Raw genomic sequence first — 16055 nt, 5'->3', positions numbered from 1 at the left:
TTTTGGTCGCAAACATCCCTTCACGAAACATGCGCCCCGCATATCAACACGGTGCAAGGTGCGGGCTTCGGTCCGAGAATTGGGAAGCCGGCGAAAATCCGGCACTGCCCCCGCAACGGTAAGATCGTGAGGGGCGCAACAGCGGCCACTGGGCAGGAGGAGCCCGGGAAGGCGTTGCGCTGGGGCCCGGACGGGCCGCGATCAAGTCCGGAAACCAGCCTTGGCAAAGATGTTTAACCGCGGGTGGCGGTCATGACGCTGGAACGGCACGCGGCACCTCCTTGCATTGCGGGCCAACAGCGTCTTGTGCCGTGACCTGCCTCTATCAGTCCGCGGGGCGCGGCAGGAGACCACGAAATGAGTTACCAGATCAGCGATTTGCTGGCACGGCGCCGCACCGGCTATGCGCTGGAACGGCCCTTTTACACCGATCCCGAAATCTTTCGCGTGGATATGGAAACGCTTTTCTACCGCGACTGGCTGTTTGCCATTCCGGCCTGCGAACTGACCAAGCCCGGCAGCTATGTCACGCATCAGGTCGGCAGCTACGGCGTGGTGATCGTGCGCGGTGCCGATGGCGTGATCCGCGCCTTTCACAACTCGTGCCGGCATCGCGGGTCGGTGATCTGCAACAAGGCAAAGGGCGTCTCGCCCAAGCTGGTCTGTCCCTATCACCAGTGGACCTATGACCTGGACGGAAAGCTGTTGTGGGCGCGCGATATGGGGCCTGATTTCGACCCGTCGCAGCACGGACTGAAGCCGGTCCATTGCCGCGATCTCGAAGGGTTGATCTATATCTGCCTTGCCGATGAAGCGCCCGATTTCGAGGCTTTTGCCAGCCTTGCCCAGCCCTATCTTGCCGTGCACGACCTGCGCGATGCCAAGGTCGCGCATGAGACCAGCATCATCGAGGACGGCAACTGGAAGCTGGTCTGGGAGAACAACCGCGAGTGCTATCATTGCGGTGGCAACCACCCCGGTCTGTGCCGGTCCTATACCGATGATCCCACCGTCACCGGCATCGAGGAAGGCGAGACACCGGCGCATCTGCAGGCGCATTTCGAACGGCTGGAGGCGCAGGGCTATCCGTCGCAGTTCCGCATGGCCGAGGACATGCAGTATCGCCTTGCGCGGATGCCGCTTTTGCCGGGGGCCAAGAGCTTTACCATGGATCTGAAACCGGCGGTGACGCCGTTCCTGGGACGGGTCAAGGATGACACGGCCGGCACGTTGTTGAAGTACCACTATCCCACCACGTGGAACCACTTTCTGCCGGATCATTCGATTGTCTTCAGCGTCACGCCGCTGACGGCAACGACGACGCGGGTCACGACCAAATGGCTGGTGCACAAAGATGCGGTGGAAGGGGTGGATTACGACATCCAGCGCCTGACCGAGGTCTGGATCGCCACCAATGACGAGGACCGGCAGGTGGTCGAGGACAACCAGCGCGGCATCAATTCGCCGGTCTACCAGCCCGGCCCCTATTCGCCGATCCATGAAACCGGCGTGATGGGTTTTGTCGACTGGTATTGCAACACGATGTCGCGGCGGCTGGCCACGACACGGATGGCAGCGGAGTAAGGCGATGAAGGATATCATCAACCCGGCCGGTGTATTCTGGCAAAGCGACGAGCCGCTGGAATGCGTGTCGGTCATTCCCGAACTGGCCAACACCGCCACGTTCACCTTTCGCGCGCCCTCGGGTGCGCTGTTCGACTTTCGGCCCGGCCAGTTCCTGACGCTGGAACTGCCGGTGCCGGGAGGCACCGTGCACCGCACCTATACGATTTCATCGTCGCCCTCGCGGCCACGGTCTATTTCGGTCACGGTCAAGGCGCAGGCCGACAGCATCGGCACCCGCTGGATGCTGGACCACCTTGTGCCCGGCACCCAGTTGAAAGCGACGGGGCCTGCGGGCTGGTTCACCCATACGGATTTCCCGGCGGACAAATACCTGTTCATTTCGGCCGGATCGGGCATCACGCCGATGATGTCGATGACGACATGGATGTTCGACCTGGGCACCGAGCCTGACATTGTCTTTGTCAATTGCGCGCGCCGCCCCTCCGAGATCATCTTTCGCCAGCGGCTGGAGCACATGGCCAGCCGTGTGCCGGGCATCGACCTGCACTGGATCGTGGAATCCGCCGACCGCTATGCGCCCTGGACGGGATACCGCGGCCAGATCAACCAGCTGATGCTGGGTCTGATGGCACCCGATTACCTGGAACGCGAAGTGTTCTGCTGTGGCCCTGCCCCGTTCATGCAGGCCGTGCGCGAGGCGCTTCAGGGTCTGGGCTATGACATGGACCGCTACCATCAGGAGGATTTCCAGGCCCCGACCCCGAACGAGGCCGAAGCCCCCGCGCTGGACGACATCGTGCCCGACGAGGATACCAGCGCCGAGATCACCTTTGCCACCTCGGGCGTCACGGCCAAGGTTGCGCAGACCGACACCGTTCTGGCGGCGGCCAAGGCCAGCGGGCTGAACATTCCGTCGGGCTGTACCTTCGGGATCTGCGGCACCTGCAAGATCCGCAAGACCGAGGGCGAGGTTCACATGGTCCACAATGGCGGGATATCAGAGGATGATATCGCCGACGGCTATATCCTTGCCTGTTGTTCCAACCCGATCGGCAAGGTTGTCGTCGAGGTTTAAGGGACATGCAGGGCCACGGGCTGAGAAGGTCATGAAAGCCCCCCTGACATGACATGACGTGACAAGGCCCGCGTGCGGCGGGCCTTGTTTTCCGGGCAAATCCTGCGCGCGCCGCTCTTTTCAGTGTCTGGCAGGCGCTGGGACGTTCGACATCAGGCGAACACCAGCGACCCGATTGGATTTCCGTCCTGCATCATCCGGCGCAATGCGGCATAGATCGCGATGTTTTCCTCTATTTCCTGTGCATTCATATCCAGCGTGAGCGTCGCCCGTGCCTCGTTTTCCAGACCGGCGAGGCCGTAGACCAGCGCCAGGTTGTCCCGGACATGGGGGGCGGCATTCGGGTCACGCACCAGTTCCTGAAGGATGCTGATCCCCTTGGCCGAGTTGCCGGTCAACGCCAGCGACAGCGCGTAGTTGCTGCGCAGGATGAAGTTGGCGGGATAGATCGACAGGCCATCCTCATAGACCTTTTGTGCCTTCAGGTGCTGGGACATGGTGTCGAGGGCGACGCCCTTGCCGGTGATGGCCGAGATGTTCTTGCGGTTGAGGCGCAGCGCCTTGTCGTAATATTTCAGCGCCTCGTCGGGGCGTTTCTGCGAAAGGTTCACGCGGCCCAGAATGTTCAGGACGTCGTCATTTCCGGGCGCCAGTTCATGGGCGCGCAACAGCACGGTTTCCGCCCGCCCGTGCTGTCCCATCCGTGAGTAGCTGTCGCCTGCCCCCTTCAGCGCCTCGACGGACTCGGGGTCGCTTGCGAGCACTTTCTCATAAAGGCGGGCGGCATTCACATGATCACCGGATTCCGCCGTGGCCTGCGCCAGCCGCAGCGTGCTTGAGACCGCTTCGGGGCGGTTGTTCGGATTGCCTTCCTGGGCGGTCGGCACCGAGCAGGCAGAGAGGCTGACAACGGCAACCAGCAAGCAGGCGCGACGGATGTGGGAAAGCAGAGAGGTCAAATTCAGGCTCCGTTCAGAGTGTGTGGAAGGGTATGAAAACAGCGCGGTCATCGAACCAGCACGATCCGCCCGCAGTGGGCCTTGTGAAGGGTCAGGTCCGCCTCGCCGATGCCGATGCCGAGCATGTCCAGAACGCCGTCCAGCAGGGTATCAACCGGGGTCAAAAGCGCAGTCAGGATGGGCGCCAGCAGGTTTGTGACGATAGAGAGCACATTGTTCAGCACGGCGACGACAGTGCCCAAAAGCAGGTTCACCACGCCCTGTTTGGGCGCGAGACGTACAGTCGCATTGGCGACGAGCGTGCTGACGGTCGAATTCAGCAGCCCGCCGGAGCCGAAATTCTTGGTCGTGCCTTCCTCGCTGCGGATAAAGGTGGTTTGCGACGTTTCGGACACGCCAACTGAGGCGTGGGATTTCACCATGACGTCCGTGCCAAGGTTGATCGGAAGGCCCAGGAGGTTCGTGACGACGACGTTCAGCCCCAGCAGCTTGGCATCTGTCAGGGCGCTCTGATCCAGCGGGGTGGTGTTGTCTTCGAACGTGGGGGCGGGAAAATTGCCCAGGAACAGCTCGGCCACATGGGTTCCGGTGACCCCCGTCAGCGGGTCGGTGCCGGTGTCAAAGGTGACCAGCGGTTCGGTGTCGCCTGCCCCGCAGTCCAGTCCTGTCAGGGTTGCCGTCGCGCCTGCGATCTCCAGGTACAGGGGCAGTTCAACGGCCAGGATGTTCAACCCGGTCGCCACTCCTGCCAGAATGCCGGTGTCCATTGTCAGGTCCAGCTTGAGCCGTGCCTGCGCCGTGTGGGCGGTGGCGCCTTTTTCGGCAAAGGTGATCCAGGCGGGGCGCTCGCCGACGATCAGTTGCAGTTTGGTGGCGGTCAGATTCGGAATGCCCAGATCAAGCTGTGTTTCGATAAAGTGGTTGGCGGTGACCACATCGACCGCTGACATCAACACATCCAGTGCCGAAACCGTAACCGTGGGCAGCACGTCATCCAGTTGAACGCCCACGTCATCACCGGCAATCGCGATCAGCCGTTCGGCATCGACCGTCGCCACGGTGAGCGAGGCCAGGATCGCGTCCAGAACCGCGGTTGATCCCTGAACGACGCCGGTGTCCAGAAGCGCGCCTGCGATGTCGAGCAGTTCGATGTCGCTGGACAACAGCTCTTCGTAGGTCAGCGCGGTCAGGTCGGCGCGGGTGGCCAGCGCGTCCGAAAACGTCAAAAGATCAACATCCGCATCTGCCAGCGCCTCATAATCCAGCACCGAGAGGGCGATTGTGCTGCCAGTGGCCTCGGACAGCAGGGCATTCAGCAGACCGGCGTCCAGGGACAGCAGGCGCGACCCCAGGCTGAAGGACGCCAGATCGAACCGTGCCGCCGTCGCCGTGGCGTTCAGTTGCGTTGTGTCCTGTTGCAGGAAGGTGCGGGCGAAATACAGCGGGGCGGCTTCCTGCAACTGGACGGTTGCGGCGTTCACGTCCGGCGCGGTCAGTGCGCGGTCGGTCAGCCGGTCATCGATCGGGACCGAGAGGTCGCGTTGGTAGTGGCCGAAGGTCACGCTGGTCATCGCGCCCGCGTCCAGCCCGTTGCCCAGAACCGTCACAAGGGCATGGTCGGCGGGTTGAGTGCTGAGGTTGTTCACCGCGCTGATCGCGGCAAGGTCCGCATGGGTTTGCAGTGTTTTCTGCCGGAAATAGAGCGCGCCAAGATCGACGCCCAGGGCGACAAAGCCCAGCATGACGGTCAGCACCAGCGCAAAGATGATGATGACGGCACCCCGCTCGTCGGCCCAGAAGTCTTGTAACTGATGCTTAATACGCAAGGTAGCTGCTCCGCGTCAGGGTCGAGACCTCGAACCCGATGAAGCCGCCCGCCAGCTCCACGGCAGATCCTTGCAGGTCGTAGGACAGCGACACCTGGATGCCGTGCGGCTCTGTCTCGGACAGCATGGTGATGGTGGGGACCACCTTGTCGGGCCCCAGAAAGGTAAACCGCGCGCCTGCATTGGTGATGAAAGAGGCGGCCAGCGTCTGGCGTTCGGCCGTGCTGATGCCCATGGCGGATGACCGCGCGGCCTCGGCGGCCAGTTGTTGCAGGCTGTTGGCGATGGCAAAGTACTGGCCGAAACAGATGATGCCGAAGACCATCGACAGCAATATCGGCAGGACCAGCACGAATTCGACCGCCGTGGCACCGGTTTCGTCCGTGATGAATGTGCGGATCGGGCGTTTCATCCAAAGCCTCCATCCATGATATTGTCGAGGATGCTCAGGACCGCCGGGCCGACCAGAACGATGAACAGCGGGGGCATGATGAACAGGATCAGCGGTACGGTCATCAGGGCGGGCGCGCGGCCGGCCTGTTCCTCGATCTTCAGCAACCGGCCCGCGCGTTCGTCGCGCATCAGGGTGCGCATGGCGCCGGCAAAGGGGGTGCCATAGCGTTCGGCCTGCATCAGCGCGTTGGAAAAGATGGTGATTTCGCTCATCGGCAGGCGTTCACTGAAATTGCGCCATGCGGTTTCCCGGCTGGGCAGGATGCTCAGCTCGATCACCAGTTGCTGCAGTTCGCTGGCCAGCGGCGGACAGAAGGCCCGGATTTCGGTGGCGACACGGCTGAGCGAGGGATTGGCGCTGAGCCCGGATTCGCTGGCGATCACCAACAGTTCCAGCATGTCGGGAAAACTGCGCCGCACCTGTTTGAAGCGCCGGTTGCGCAGATGGGTCAGGATGAGGTCAGGCGCCATGGAAAAGCCGAGGGCCACGCCACAGGACCAGATCATGATCACCCACAGGCGTGTCGCATCATCGCGTGCGATGACGAACCACAAGATCGTCAGAAGCAGGCCGACGACCGGCAGGACCAGCTTGAGAAATGCATGGATCAACACCGCATCGCGGCTGCGAAACCCTGCCGCGCGCAGCAGCGCGGCAGAGGCTTCGGCCTCGCCTCCGCGCATGACCGAGACACGTTCCAGCGTCATCTGCGCGATGCGGCGGAATTTCCGGGTGATCCTCTCGGTCAGGCTCTGGCGGGCGGCGGCGCTGCGCACGGGCAAGCGCCCCAGCGTCCGCCCGATCCGTGCCGCACGGGCATTGCGGTCGATGAGATTCAGCACAAGCAGCTGAAGCGCGGTCAGCACCGGTACGGCAAGGGCGATCTGCAGAAGGAGGGGGGGCATATCAAACATCGATGCGCGACAACCTGTACATGCTGAAAATGCCCATACCCAGGCTGGCGAGGGCCGCCATCGCCATGATCTGTCCGCGTGGGTCCGTGATCAGCGGGTTCAGATAGCCGGGGTTCATGAAATACAGCGTGACAGCCACCACGAAAGGCAGGCTGGACAGGATCACCGCGCTGACGCGGATCTCGGCGGTCAGTGCGGCGGCCTTCTTGCGCAGCTTTTTACGCTCCCGCAGCAGTTCGGCGAGGTTTTCCAGTGTCTCGACCAGGTTGCCGCCCGTTTCGGCCTGCAAGCTGGTGGCGACAGTGACGAAATGCGCCTCGGGCGAGCCGATCCGCTCTGCCATGCCGGTCAGCGCGCGGATCAACGGCACACCCAGCTTCAGCTCTTCGCAGCAACGTCTGAATTCGTCCTGTGCGATTCCGGTGGCGTGCTGGGCCACAACGCTCAGGGCGGCAGGGATCGGCTGGCCCGCGCGCAGGCCGCGTGCCAGAATGTCCAGGCAGTCGGGCAAGGCTTCGTTGAACCGGCGCACGCGCCGCGCGCTCAGGATGTCGAGAAAGACGTTAAAGACGAACCAGCCGGAACCGCCCCCTACGACCACAGCCAGCGGCGGGGGCAGCAGCCCGATGCGCCAGACGCCCAAGGCCACCCCCGCCGCGATCAGCACCATCACACCGATGGCAGCGGCGGGCGTGATTTCGACCCCGGCTTCTTGCAACCGCATCTCGAGCAGGCCCATGACCCCGCCCCGCGTGCGGCGCAGTCCGGCCTTGTCGGCGGCTTGCACAGCCTCGATCCGGCGCATCACCCGCGCAGAGGGCCTGCCGGGGTGGTCGGTGCTGAACCGCACCAGCCGCGCGCGCCGGATGCGGCGGGACCGGTCGAGCAGGAGAATGCCGGTGAACCCCAGACTGGTGCAGATCAGGAAGGTCAGCACGAAATATAGGGTGACGGGGCTCATCCGTTGCCCACCAGAATGTCGCGGATGGCCTCGTCCAGCCCGTGTTCTTTGGCGCGGTCGATGAAATGCGGCATGGTGCGGGTGCTTTGGAATTCTCCGACGATGTCTTCGCCGACCCGCCCGTTGGCGCGTTTGAACACGAACAGCTCTTGCATGCTGATGGTGTTGCCCTCCATGCCCACGACTTCTGCAATCGAGGTCACCCGCCGCACCCCGTCGTGCATCCGCGAAATCTGGACAACCAGGTGCAGCGCCTCTTTCAGCTGGTCGCGGACAAAATCGGTCGACAGCTGCACGCCCGACATCGCGATCAGGTTCTCCATCCGCGTCAGCGCCTCGCGCGGGGTGTTGGCGTGCAGCGTGCTCATCGACCCGTCGTGGCCGGTGTTCATCGCTTGCAGCATGTCCAGCGCCTCGTCGCTGCGCACCTCGCCGATGATGATCCGGTCGGGCCGCATCCGCAGGGCGTTGCGAAACAGGTGCCGCATGGTGATCTCGCCCGTGCCTTCCAGCGTGGGCGGCCGGGTTTCCAGCCGCACGACGTGGGGCTGTTGCAAGCGCAGTTCGGCGGCGTCCTCGATGGTCACGATCCGCTCGTTCGCCGGAATTTCGCGCGACACGGCGTTCAGCATCGTCGTCTTGCCGGCACCTGTGCCGCCCGAGAACAGGATGTTCAGCCGCAGGTAGGCGGCGATCCTCAGCAGCTCGGCCATCTGCGGCGACAGGGTGTTGCGGCTGGCCAGATCGGCGAGCGTCAGGTCCTCTTTGGGGAACTTGCGGATCGTGATGGTCGGCCCGTCCACCGCCAGCGGCGGAATGGTCACGTTGATCCGGCTGCCATCCGCCAGGCGCGTATCGACAAGGGGCGTGCTTTCGTCCACACGCCGCCCGGCAGCGGACACGATACGGCTGGCGATGTTCATCACATGCTGGTCGTCGCGGAACGACACGTCCGTCAGCTCGAGCTTGCCGCCGCGTTCGACGTAGACCTTTTGCGGCCCGTTCACGAGGATGTCCGAAACATCATCATCCGCCAGCAGACGTTCCAGCGGGCCGAAGCCCATCATGTCGTCGACCACATAGCCCACCAGATCGGCGCTTTCCGCGCCGTTCAGTTCCAGCTTTTGCCGGGCGCAGATGCTGAGAACCGCGTCGCGGATGGTGTCGCGCTGTGCCTCCTGGGGCAGCGCGGACAGGGCCTGAAGGTCCAGCAATGTCAGGGCCTCGGGCAGGATCAGGCGGCTGAGCGCGTTCAGACGTTTGGCAAATCCCGGCATATAGCTGGTCTTGGCGATACGTTCGTTCGTGAGGGGTGGCGCCAGCCCCTCGGCCTGTGTGGCGGGTGCGAAATGCTTCAAGAGTTCGCGCTGCATCTCGCGCGGTACGGTTTGGCCGGTCTGGGTTTCGTACCAGTCGATTGCGCTGCTGATTTCATGAAGCCCCACGGGTCCGCCGCCCAGTGCAAGCTGGGACAGCCGCTCTTCGATGCTCGTGCGAAGACGGCTTGGGCTGATCAGGGGGAGGACCACGCCTTCAGACATCCGGGCTCACCTTTTTCCTGCGCCAGAAGCCGCGCTTGGTTTCGGTGGGCTGGGACGCGGGTGTTTCCAGCCGCGTCAGCAGCTTTGCAACTGCACGGGCATAGCTGCCCCGGGCCGAGAGCCTTTGCAGGGGCTTGCCCTTGACCGAAGCGCGCGCCAGATCGGCGGCGCAATCCGGCAGGACCAGGTCGATCTCCCTGCCAAGTGCGGTGGAAATCTCGGATTTGCGCAGGCCCGCATCGCGCCGCGTCTGGGACATCACGCAGGACAAACGCGGAGCGCCGGGGCTGTCCCCGACCCGGTGCATCAACCTGCTGCCGCTGCGGATCGACCCAAAGCCCGGACCCAGCACCAGAACCAGTTCGTCCAGACCGTCAGCCAGCCCCGGATTTTGCGCCAGAACCGTGCGGGGCAGGTCGATGATCACGGTGGGATAGTCTGCCCTGATCTTTTGCAGCAAGGCAGGCAGGCCCGCCTCATAGGTCGGGACGCGCCCCGCTTCGCTGGCTTCGGCGGAATAGACCGACAGCCCCATCAGCGGCAGGGCCATCGTTGCGTTCAGAAACGTGTGGTCCACGCGCTCGGGTGCCAGCAGCGCCTCGAGCAGGCCCGGCGTGGTGTCGATGTCGAGATCAACCGCCAGGGAGCCAAAACTCAGGTCTGCGTCGATCAACGCGACGTTGCCGTGATTGTCGCGTGCCAATGTGCCCGCAGCGGCGCGGTCCAGATAGCTGACCGCAAGATTGGTGGCCAGAACACTGGCCCCCACCCCGCCCGTGACCCCGCACACACCGATGACCCGCGAACTGGCCACCGTCGGCGTGCGCGCCGCTTGGGTTTGTCCCAGCCCGAGGGCCACCTGCGTCTCCGCCTCGACCGGCAAGACCAGATAATCGCGTGCCCCTGCCCCGATGTAACTTCTGTAGGTTTCAACGTCGTTCTGACGCCCCAACAGGATCAGCCGGACCCCTTCGGCGGTCAACTCGGTGATCCCCGCAAGATTGGCCGCCTTGTCCTCGGACCCCAGTTCCGCCACCAGGATATCGCCAAAGCCCGTCATCCCCACCAGCCGCGCCGCTGTGGCCAGCGTGCCGGAATGGCAGTTGACGAAACAGTCGCGCCCGACCTGGCGCTGGATCAGGTCCAGGGCCGCCTTGGCTTCTGTGGAACTGATAAAAGCCTCGACCCTGGTGGCGCTGTTGCGGGTGAGAACTGTGGTCAGGGGGCGGTTCACATCACTCTCCTTGCTCGGGCGTCATTGCGGCGCGAGCCTGGCGGTTTCCGCCGGAGCCAGGACATCGCCCGGCTCGTGGATCATCACCGCAAGGTTGATCGCGTTCGCACAGCCCAGATCCTCGACACCCGGCTGGCATTCGACGCGGACCCCTTTGGCGCGGACCACGCGGATCAGGCCAATTTGCTGCCGCACGGTCGGATGTGTCGAAAAACTCTGGTCCATGCCGATGCGGATACGCGACGGGACGCGCGCAAAGACGGCGTGCATGGTCTGGACGCGCCCCGCGTCGGTCTTGGGCGAGCCGCTGGTGGGAATGGTCACGATCACCGCATCCCCGCCGCGCAAGGCGTTCCGGGACAGAAAGCTGTTGATGGCGGCGCGTTCCGATCCCGACAGGGACGCGGATTTGGCGGCAAAGCGGTACTGATGCTGCGCCTCGACATAGGGGGCGGACAACCTGTCAACGACACCGACACTTGGCTGGGGCGTGCTGCACGCCGACAGGACGGTGGTTGCGGCCAAGAGGGCGATTGCGACGCCGCGGCGGGAAAATTGCATGATCATTGAAGGAGAAGCCCCGCTTTGCCGTTGATGCCCTTGACCGAAACCGAACCCCGGCCATCGTCAGGTGAACCAAAGGTCAGCTCGCCCCCGATGGTGCGGCTTACCCGGTCCGCAGGTGCGAATTTGTCCAGCGGTGTCTTGAACTTGCCCGGTGCGCCGGGGGTGACCAGATAGGGGGTGACGATGATGACAAGTTCGGTCTCTCCCTTCTGAAAGCTGGTGGACCGGAACAGCGCGCCCAAGAGGGGAATTTCGCCCAGACCCGGGATCTGCTTGATGTTCTGCTGTGACGTGGCCTTGAACAGGCCCGCAATCGCAAAGCTTTGGCCGCTGCTGACCTCGATCGTGGTGGCGGCGCTGCGTTCAAGGATCAGGGGCAGGTTCTGCAGGTCGGTCGTGCTGCCCTTGGAGAAGTCCAGCTCGCGGATCTTGGTGTTCACGACCAGCTTGATCTTGTCCGAGCGCTGCACTTCCGGCTCAAAGTCCAGTTCGACGCCGAAAGGTTCAAAGACCACGCGCACCTCGCCGTCGCCCGACTGGGTTTGATAGGGAAACCGCCCGCCGGCCAGAAAGGATGCCTTGTCACCGGAGCGCGCGGTCAGGTTCGGTTCGGACAGGATGGTCACCAGCCCCTCGTTCATCAGCGCCTCAAGCGTCACCCCCTGAAGCGTGCTGCCCACGGTGAACTGCGAGGCCAGCGAATAGCCCCCCGCCACCGAGGTGCCCCCGGTCAGCCCGTTGCCCGACAGCGATGTCCAGTCGGTGCCAAGATCCTCGGTCACCGTGCGCGAGACCTCGGCAATCTTGACCTGAAGGTTGACCTGAGGCGGCGTGTTCAGCGACAGCCCGTTGACGACCGGCACAGCATCGCCTGCCAGCCGTTGCACCACGTTCTGAACCTGTTCCGCATCGCTGATGGTTCCGACACGACCGGTCAGGACCAAGGCCCCATCGACCTCGACAACCGAAAAAGCCCCGCCTTGCACCGACGCGTGGGCGGCACTGTTCAGCGCTTTGACATTTGTCGAAACCTTGACCGAACTGGCGACCGACACCTCGTCATTGTCGTCGATGACGAACAAGGTCGTCTCGCCCATGGCCTTGCCGTAGATGTACAGCAGGTTGGACGATTTGATCTCGACGTCCGCGATTTCGGGGTCAGCCAGGAACACGGTTTGCGACGGAGTGTCAAGCTTGAGCAGCTTGCCCTCGCCGGCAAACAAGCTGACCGGGCGGCCGGTGGCTTCGATCAGTGTCTGGGCGGGCGTTGCGGTGGGCAGGGCAAGGGCAGCGGACCCCAAAAGGAAAATCGTTAAAAACTTGGCGGGTGTGGGCAGCACTCGTGACAGCATGGGGGTCCTGATGAAATGAAGCTACGGATCTGTACCTGCAGCAGCGGGAGGAAGGTTTTGCGGGACGGGGTCCTGCAATGAAATGATCTGATCCTTGCGGCCCGAACTGCCGCGAATGATGCGGACGCTGGGCGGCGCGGGTGGCGGGGCGGCGCGTTGCGCCGGGAGGCCGGAAATCTGTGTGGACAGCATGGGTGCATCGTCGACGATCACCGGCATGTCGTCGTTGCCCTGATCGCTGAGCACCAGGATGAGATCGCCGGTGTGTCTGGCCAGGGTCAGCATTTTTGCGCCCTCGGGGTGCAGCTCCAGCGTGATCGCACGCGGCAGGGCGGTGGATTGACCTGCCGGCTGGTCCGTGCCGATCACGCGCACATTGCGCAAAACCGTGCGGACGGCGCGGACGCCATCAGAGCTGTTGTAGGACACCATCACGTCAATCTTGTCCTGAACGCCAATCAGCCCCGCAACAGCCGTTTCACCGGTCAATGGCAAAGAGATCGCGCGCATGCCCGGTCGAAGAGATCCTGACGGGCTGGCGGGTTCAATCGCTGTGACGATCTGTTCTGGCGCAACCTTAGCGGGTTTTTCCTCTATAGGTAGAAGATCCGCTTTGACGAATGGTGTGCTTGCGGGAATGGTCCTATTGGTGGCAACCTTCACCAACGCCGCGCGGTTTTCTGGCGTGTCTGCAATAAGGTCTTTTCCAGCCGGACCTATTTCCATTTCTACAGGTATTAAAATATCTGCGGAAATAGAGGCCCCCAATTCTATTGTTCGATTTGAGAACAAATAGACCTCTTTCGGCACAACGGGAACAACCGTTGCAGCGACCGCTCTGGGGGGCGTTGGTTCAGGCGCATTGTTCGCCTGAACGCCGACCCATGCGACACCGGATGCGATTGCAAGAGAGGTAAAAATAACGACAAAAACGCGCATATCTCTCTCCTTGGGCACTCAAACCCGTTAAGACGGAGCAGTGCCCCCCAATGCAGTCAATACCGTTGCGAACCCGGAAAGGACCTGCAGCCCAAGGGCCTGAACAGTCGCCACAAGTATTGCCGCAATCAAAGCAGCGAACAGACCGTATTCAATTGCGGTCGCGCCGTCTTCGTCGCGTGCGAACTTTTTAATAAAGTTAAAATCCGTCATGATCATTAACCTCACATTTCTCATGCGTTCAAAGCAGGACAATTCCAATTCGGATGCTTATTGCATGTCGGCAATTCCCCGCTCATCCAACTAAATGCACAACTTAAACGGTATCGCAACAACTAATGTTGTCACAATCAAAAAAATACAGACTTTTGATTTCTTTCACGCGGCTTTACATCTTCTTAATATACTTAAGTATAAAATATAATTATACTTAAGTATATTTCATTATATCTAAAGGATTATCCTTTCTGAGCGCGATTTGCGCATTCCTAAGGATCTGCAGCGAAAATAGGAATTAAACTGTGTCACCTTCAAACTCCGTCCTGGGCAACCTTGCCAGCCCCCCCTGCCCGTGCGCGGCGGCGGCTGATCGGATGCGGAGGGGCGGAAATCATGCGATCAAACGTCACCCAACCGCCACCCGAAACGAAGATCAGCCCAATCGGGCACGGTTCAGAAGCGCGACCCATGCGGTTTCGAAAGCACGCTCGGGTGACGCGGAATTTTCCGCCAAGGTCCGGCTGGCTGGCGCGTTCACATCCGTCAGGGTTTCCAGCGCCTCCTGCCAGCTTTGGACATCTTGGCCAGCCACCTGCCGTGCCCCGTTCGGCACATGATCTGACAGCCCGTCAATGCCGTTGACCAGCAGGGACCGTTGCGCCGCAAGTGCCTCGATTGCGACCAGGCCGTAGGCCTCCCAGCGCGAGGGCATGGCGACGGCGTCAACGGCGGCCATGGCGGCGACCGGGTCGGGGGCGAACCCCTTGAACAGGATACGCGGGTCGTCTTCCGCCAATGCGCGCAGACGGCCCTCTTGCGCGCCCTCACCGTAGATATGCAGCGCGATGCCGGGGTTGGTTGTCCGGCGGAACGCACGCACCAGAATGTCGAACCCCTTTTGATCGTCCAGCCGGCCAATCGCGCCGATCACGCGCACCGGGCCCACAGGCGCCGCCAATGCGCGAAAGGCGGACAGGTCCACGCAGGACTGGATCACCAACAGGGCGGCGGGTTTGACCGCGCCGGTTTCCACCAGCCATGCGCCCTGGGCGTGGCTGACGGCAACCACGTGGTTGAACAGCGCATAGGCGGTGCGCAGCAGCGTGGCAAAGCGGCGTTTGCGGGTCACGTTGTGGCGGGTGAAATGGTCGGTATAGCTGTGCTCGACATGGATCAGCGGGGTGCGCGGATGCATCAGGCGCAAGGCCACCAGCATCGCCAGCGCGCGCCAGCTGATGGCCAGATGCGACACGATCACATCGGCATCCAGACGCGCGGTCAGCAGGCTGCCGCGTTTGATGCAGCGCAGGCTGTGGTCTGCCTGTTGCGCCAATGCGGGCGCGGTCAGGATGTGGTCGAGAACGCGCATCACCCCGCCGGCCGTGGTGTCATCCACAAGGTGCAGGACCCGCAGCCGGGTCATTGAACCGTGCCCGTCGGGCGAAACCTGCGCGCCAGCATCATGGCGTTGCGCAGCGCGCTGCCGCCAAAGGCGGAGAGTGCCGCGCTGGCCGCGAGGGTGACAATGGATTTCACCGGCTCTTCGACCAATGGCAGGCGGGACTGTGCGACCCAAGCGCGGCTGAGGGTCTGCGCGCGCGGTGCGTCCAGATCGCTGATCGCGCGGCGGCACAGATAGCGCAGTTGATAGGCGCGGGCGGCGGGGGTGTTGACGGTGAAGAACGCGGGGTTCAGCGGCGTCAGCTTTTCGACCATCCGCTCCCACGCGGCAAGCTGGCGGTCGGTGGCCGCGGACAGGCCGCCTGCGTTGATGCGGTAGCGGGTCAACAGGCCCGGCACGCCCTCGAACGCCCAATCGGTGGTCAGCGCGATACGCAGCCAGCATTCGATGTCTTCGGACTGGCGAAAGGTTTCGTCAAAGTACCAGTCGCGCAGGGTCTCGTGGTGCGGTCGATGGGCGATTTGGTCCAGCACCGCGCGGCGGATCACCGGGGCCGAGCCGTTGCCGATGGGGTTGCGCTTGAAGATATGGCTGGCGGTGACATCGTGCAGGCGCGGGCGCTGTGCTTGTCCGGTCAGCGTGCCGTTGTCGTCCATCAGGGCCGAGCCGGAGTAGCTGATGCCGACGTGTGGATTGGCGTTCAGGTGCGCCACGTGGCGGGCCAGTTTCTGCGGTTCCCACAGGTCGTCGGCGTCGCAAAAGCCGATGACGTCACCACGCGCGGCGGCGATGCCGGTGTTGCGCGCACCGGCAAGGCCGCGATTGGCCTGACGGATCACGCGGACACGCGGGTCGGCGGCAAATTGGGCGGCAATTCCGGGTGTGCAATCGGTCGAACCGTCATCGACGATGATGATTTCAAAATCGGGGTAAGTTTGGGCCAGCAGCGCTGCCAGCGTTTCGCGCATGGTCGCCTGCACGTTGAAGGCAGGCATGATGATGGATGCAAAGGTCATGGCAGGGCT

Annotated in this window: 15 protein-coding genes and 1 riboswitch; of the genes, 2 read left to right on the top strand and 13 right to left on the bottom strand. The window is 62.8% G+C overall.

What is annotated here, in order from left to right:
* The first annotated feature begins 39 nt into the window (after window positions 1-39).
* Window positions 40-238: riboswitch (cobalamin riboswitch) on the top strand.
* Between the two features lie 119 nt (window positions 239-357).
* Window positions 358-1584, top strand: coding sequence for an aromatic ring-hydroxylating oxygenase subunit alpha (locus BUC08_RS06440; protein WP_037925018.1), 1227 nt, complete (start codon window positions 358-360; stop codon window positions 1582-1584).
* Window positions 1585-1588: 4 nt separating this feature from the next.
* Window positions 1589-2662 (top strand): FAD-binding oxidoreductase, encoded by a 1074-nt coding sequence (locus BUC08_RS06435; protein WP_037925016.1) that lies wholly within the window; start codon window positions 1589-1591, stop codon window positions 2660-2662.
* Window positions 2663-2814: 152 nt separating this feature from the next.
* Here BUC08_RS06435 and BUC08_RS06430 read toward each other — a convergent pair whose 3' ends face one another.
* From BUC08_RS06430 to BUC08_RS06370, 13 genes are all read right to left on the bottom strand, one after another.
* Window positions 2815-3621 carry a tetratricopeptide repeat protein gene (locus BUC08_RS06430; RefSeq protein ID WP_051694247.1) on the bottom strand — a complete coding sequence of 269 codons (807 nt, stop codon included), beginning with the start codon at window positions 3619-3621 and terminating at the stop codon, window positions 2815-2817.
* 47 nt (window positions 3622-3668) lie between these two features.
* Window positions 3669-5447 (bottom strand): pilus assembly protein TadG-related protein, encoded by a 1779-nt coding sequence (locus BUC08_RS06425; protein WP_037925014.1) that lies wholly within the window; start codon window positions 5445-5447, stop codon window positions 3669-3671.
* Entirely contained in the window at window positions 5437-5859 is a 423-nt protein-coding gene (locus BUC08_RS06420) for a TadE/TadG family type IV pilus assembly protein (RefSeq protein ID WP_051694205.1), read from the bottom strand. The genes BUC08_RS06425 and BUC08_RS06420 overlap by 11 nt, the downstream gene beginning before the upstream one ends.
* A complete protein-coding gene (locus tag BUC08_RS06415) occupies window positions 5856-6806 on the bottom strand; it encodes a type II secretion system F family protein (RefSeq protein ID WP_224769724.1) in 951 nt (316 codons plus the stop codon). The genes BUC08_RS06420 and BUC08_RS06415 overlap by 4 nt, the downstream gene beginning before the upstream one ends.
* Window position 6807: 1 nt before the next feature.
* Entirely contained in the window at window positions 6808-7776 is a 969-nt protein-coding gene (locus BUC08_RS06410; protein ID WP_037925010.1) for a type II secretion system F family protein, read from the bottom strand.
* Window positions 7773-9317 carry a CpaF family protein gene (locus BUC08_RS06405; protein ID WP_037925008.1) on the bottom strand — a complete coding sequence of 515 codons (1545 nt, stop codon included), beginning with the start codon at window positions 9315-9317 and terminating at the stop codon, window positions 7773-7775. Before BUC08_RS06405 ends, BUC08_RS06410 begins: the two co-directional genes overlap by 4 nt.
* Window positions 9310-10551 carry an AAA family ATPase gene (locus BUC08_RS06400; RefSeq protein WP_037925006.1) on the bottom strand — a complete coding sequence of 414 codons (1242 nt, stop codon included), beginning with the start codon at window positions 10549-10551 and terminating at the stop codon, window positions 9310-9312. The genes BUC08_RS06405 and BUC08_RS06400 overlap by 8 nt, the downstream gene beginning before the upstream one ends.
* Before the next feature lie 21 nt (window positions 10552-10572).
* On the bottom strand, window positions 10573-11112 hold the full coding sequence (locus BUC08_RS06395; RefSeq protein ID WP_037925590.1) for a hypothetical protein: 540 nt from the start codon (window positions 11110-11112) through the stop codon (window positions 10573-10575).
* Window positions 11113-11114: 2 nt separating this feature from the next.
* Window positions 11115-12470, bottom strand: a complete 1356-nt coding sequence (locus tag BUC08_RS06390; protein WP_037925003.1) for a type II and III secretion system protein family protein — start codon at window positions 12468-12470, stop codon at window positions 11115-11117.
* Window positions 12471-12491: 21 nt separating this feature from the next.
* Window positions 12492-13409 (bottom strand): Flp pilus assembly protein CpaB, encoded by a 918-nt coding sequence (gene cpaB, locus BUC08_RS06385; protein ID WP_073194163.1) that lies wholly within the window; start codon window positions 13407-13409, stop codon window positions 12492-12494.
* Between the two features lie 27 nt (window positions 13410-13436).
* The gene (locus BUC08_RS06380; protein WP_037925589.1) at window positions 13437-13622 is read right to left on the bottom strand and encodes a Flp family type IVb pilin; all 186 of its coding nucleotides are present in this window, start codon (window positions 13620-13622) and stop codon (window positions 13437-13439) included.
* A 439-nt stretch (window positions 13623-14061) separates the two neighbouring features.
* Complete coding sequence (locus BUC08_RS06375) at window positions 14062-15051, bottom strand: glycosyltransferase (protein ID WP_037924999.1); 990 nt, start codon at window positions 15049-15051, stop codon at window positions 14062-14064.
* Window positions 15048-16046: a glycosyltransferase family 2 protein gene (locus BUC08_RS06370; protein ID WP_037924996.1), complete on the bottom strand. Its 999-nt coding sequence runs from the start codon at window positions 16044-16046 to the stop codon at window positions 15048-15050. The genes BUC08_RS06375 and BUC08_RS06370 overlap by 4 nt, the downstream gene beginning before the upstream one ends.
* Between the last annotated feature and the right edge of the window lie 9 nt (window positions 16047-16055).

The sequence above is a fragment of the Pseudosulfitobacter pseudonitzschiae genome (genome assembly GCF_900129395.1).
GTDB lineage: Bacteria > Pseudomonadota > Alphaproteobacteria > Rhodobacterales > Rhodobacteraceae > Pseudosulfitobacter > Pseudosulfitobacter pseudonitzschiae.
The sequence above is the reverse complement of the archived record's forward strand: the minus strand, read 5'-3'. Positions and strand labels throughout refer to the sequence as shown.

Excerpts from the sequence above, each read along its gene's own strand:
- BUC08_RS06440 (WP_037925018.1), top strand. The coding sequence starts at position 358 with ATGAGTTACCAGATCAGCGATTTGCTGGCACGGCGCCGCACCGGCTAT.
- BUC08_RS06435 (WP_037925016.1), top strand. The coding sequence starts at position 1,589 with ATGAAGGATATCATCAACCCGGCCGGTGTATTCTGGCAAAGCGACGAG.
- BUC08_RS06420 (WP_051694205.1), bottom strand. The coding sequence starts at position 5,859 with ATGAAACGCCCGATCCGCACATTCATCACGGACGAAACCGGTGCCACG.
- BUC08_RS06415 (WP_224769724.1), bottom strand. The coding sequence starts at position 6,806 with ATGCCCCCCCTCCTTCTGCAGATCGCCCTTGCCGTACCGGTGCTGACC.
- BUC08_RS06410 (WP_037925010.1), bottom strand. The coding sequence starts at position 7,776 with ATGAGCCCCGTCACCCTATATTTCGTGCTGACCTTCCTGATCTGCACC.
- BUC08_RS06405 (WP_037925008.1), bottom strand. The coding sequence starts at position 9,317 with ATGTCTGAAGGCGTGGTCCTCCCCCTGATCAGCCCAAGCCGTCTTCGC.
- BUC08_RS06395 (WP_037925590.1), bottom strand. The coding sequence starts at position 11,112 with ATGCAATTTTCCCGCCGCGGCGTCGCAATCGCCCTCTTGGCCGCAACC.
- BUC08_RS06390 (WP_037925003.1), bottom strand. The coding sequence starts at position 12,470 with ATGCTGTCACGAGTGCTGCCCACACCCGCCAAGTTTTTAACGATTTTC.
- cpaB (WP_073194163.1), bottom strand. The coding sequence starts at position 13,409 with ATGCGCGTTTTTGTCGTTATTTTTACCTCTCTTGCAATCGCATCCGGT.
- BUC08_RS06380 (WP_037925589.1), bottom strand. The coding sequence starts at position 13,622 with ATGACGGATTTTAACTTTATTAAAAAGTTCGCACGCGACGAAGACGGC.
- BUC08_RS06375 (WP_037924999.1), bottom strand. The coding sequence starts at position 15,051 with ATGACCCGGCTGCGGGTCCTGCACCTTGTGGATGACACCACGGCCGGC.
- BUC08_RS06370 (WP_037924996.1), bottom strand. The coding sequence starts at position 16,046 with ATGACCTTTGCATCCATCATCATGCCTGCCTTCAACGTGCAGGCGACC.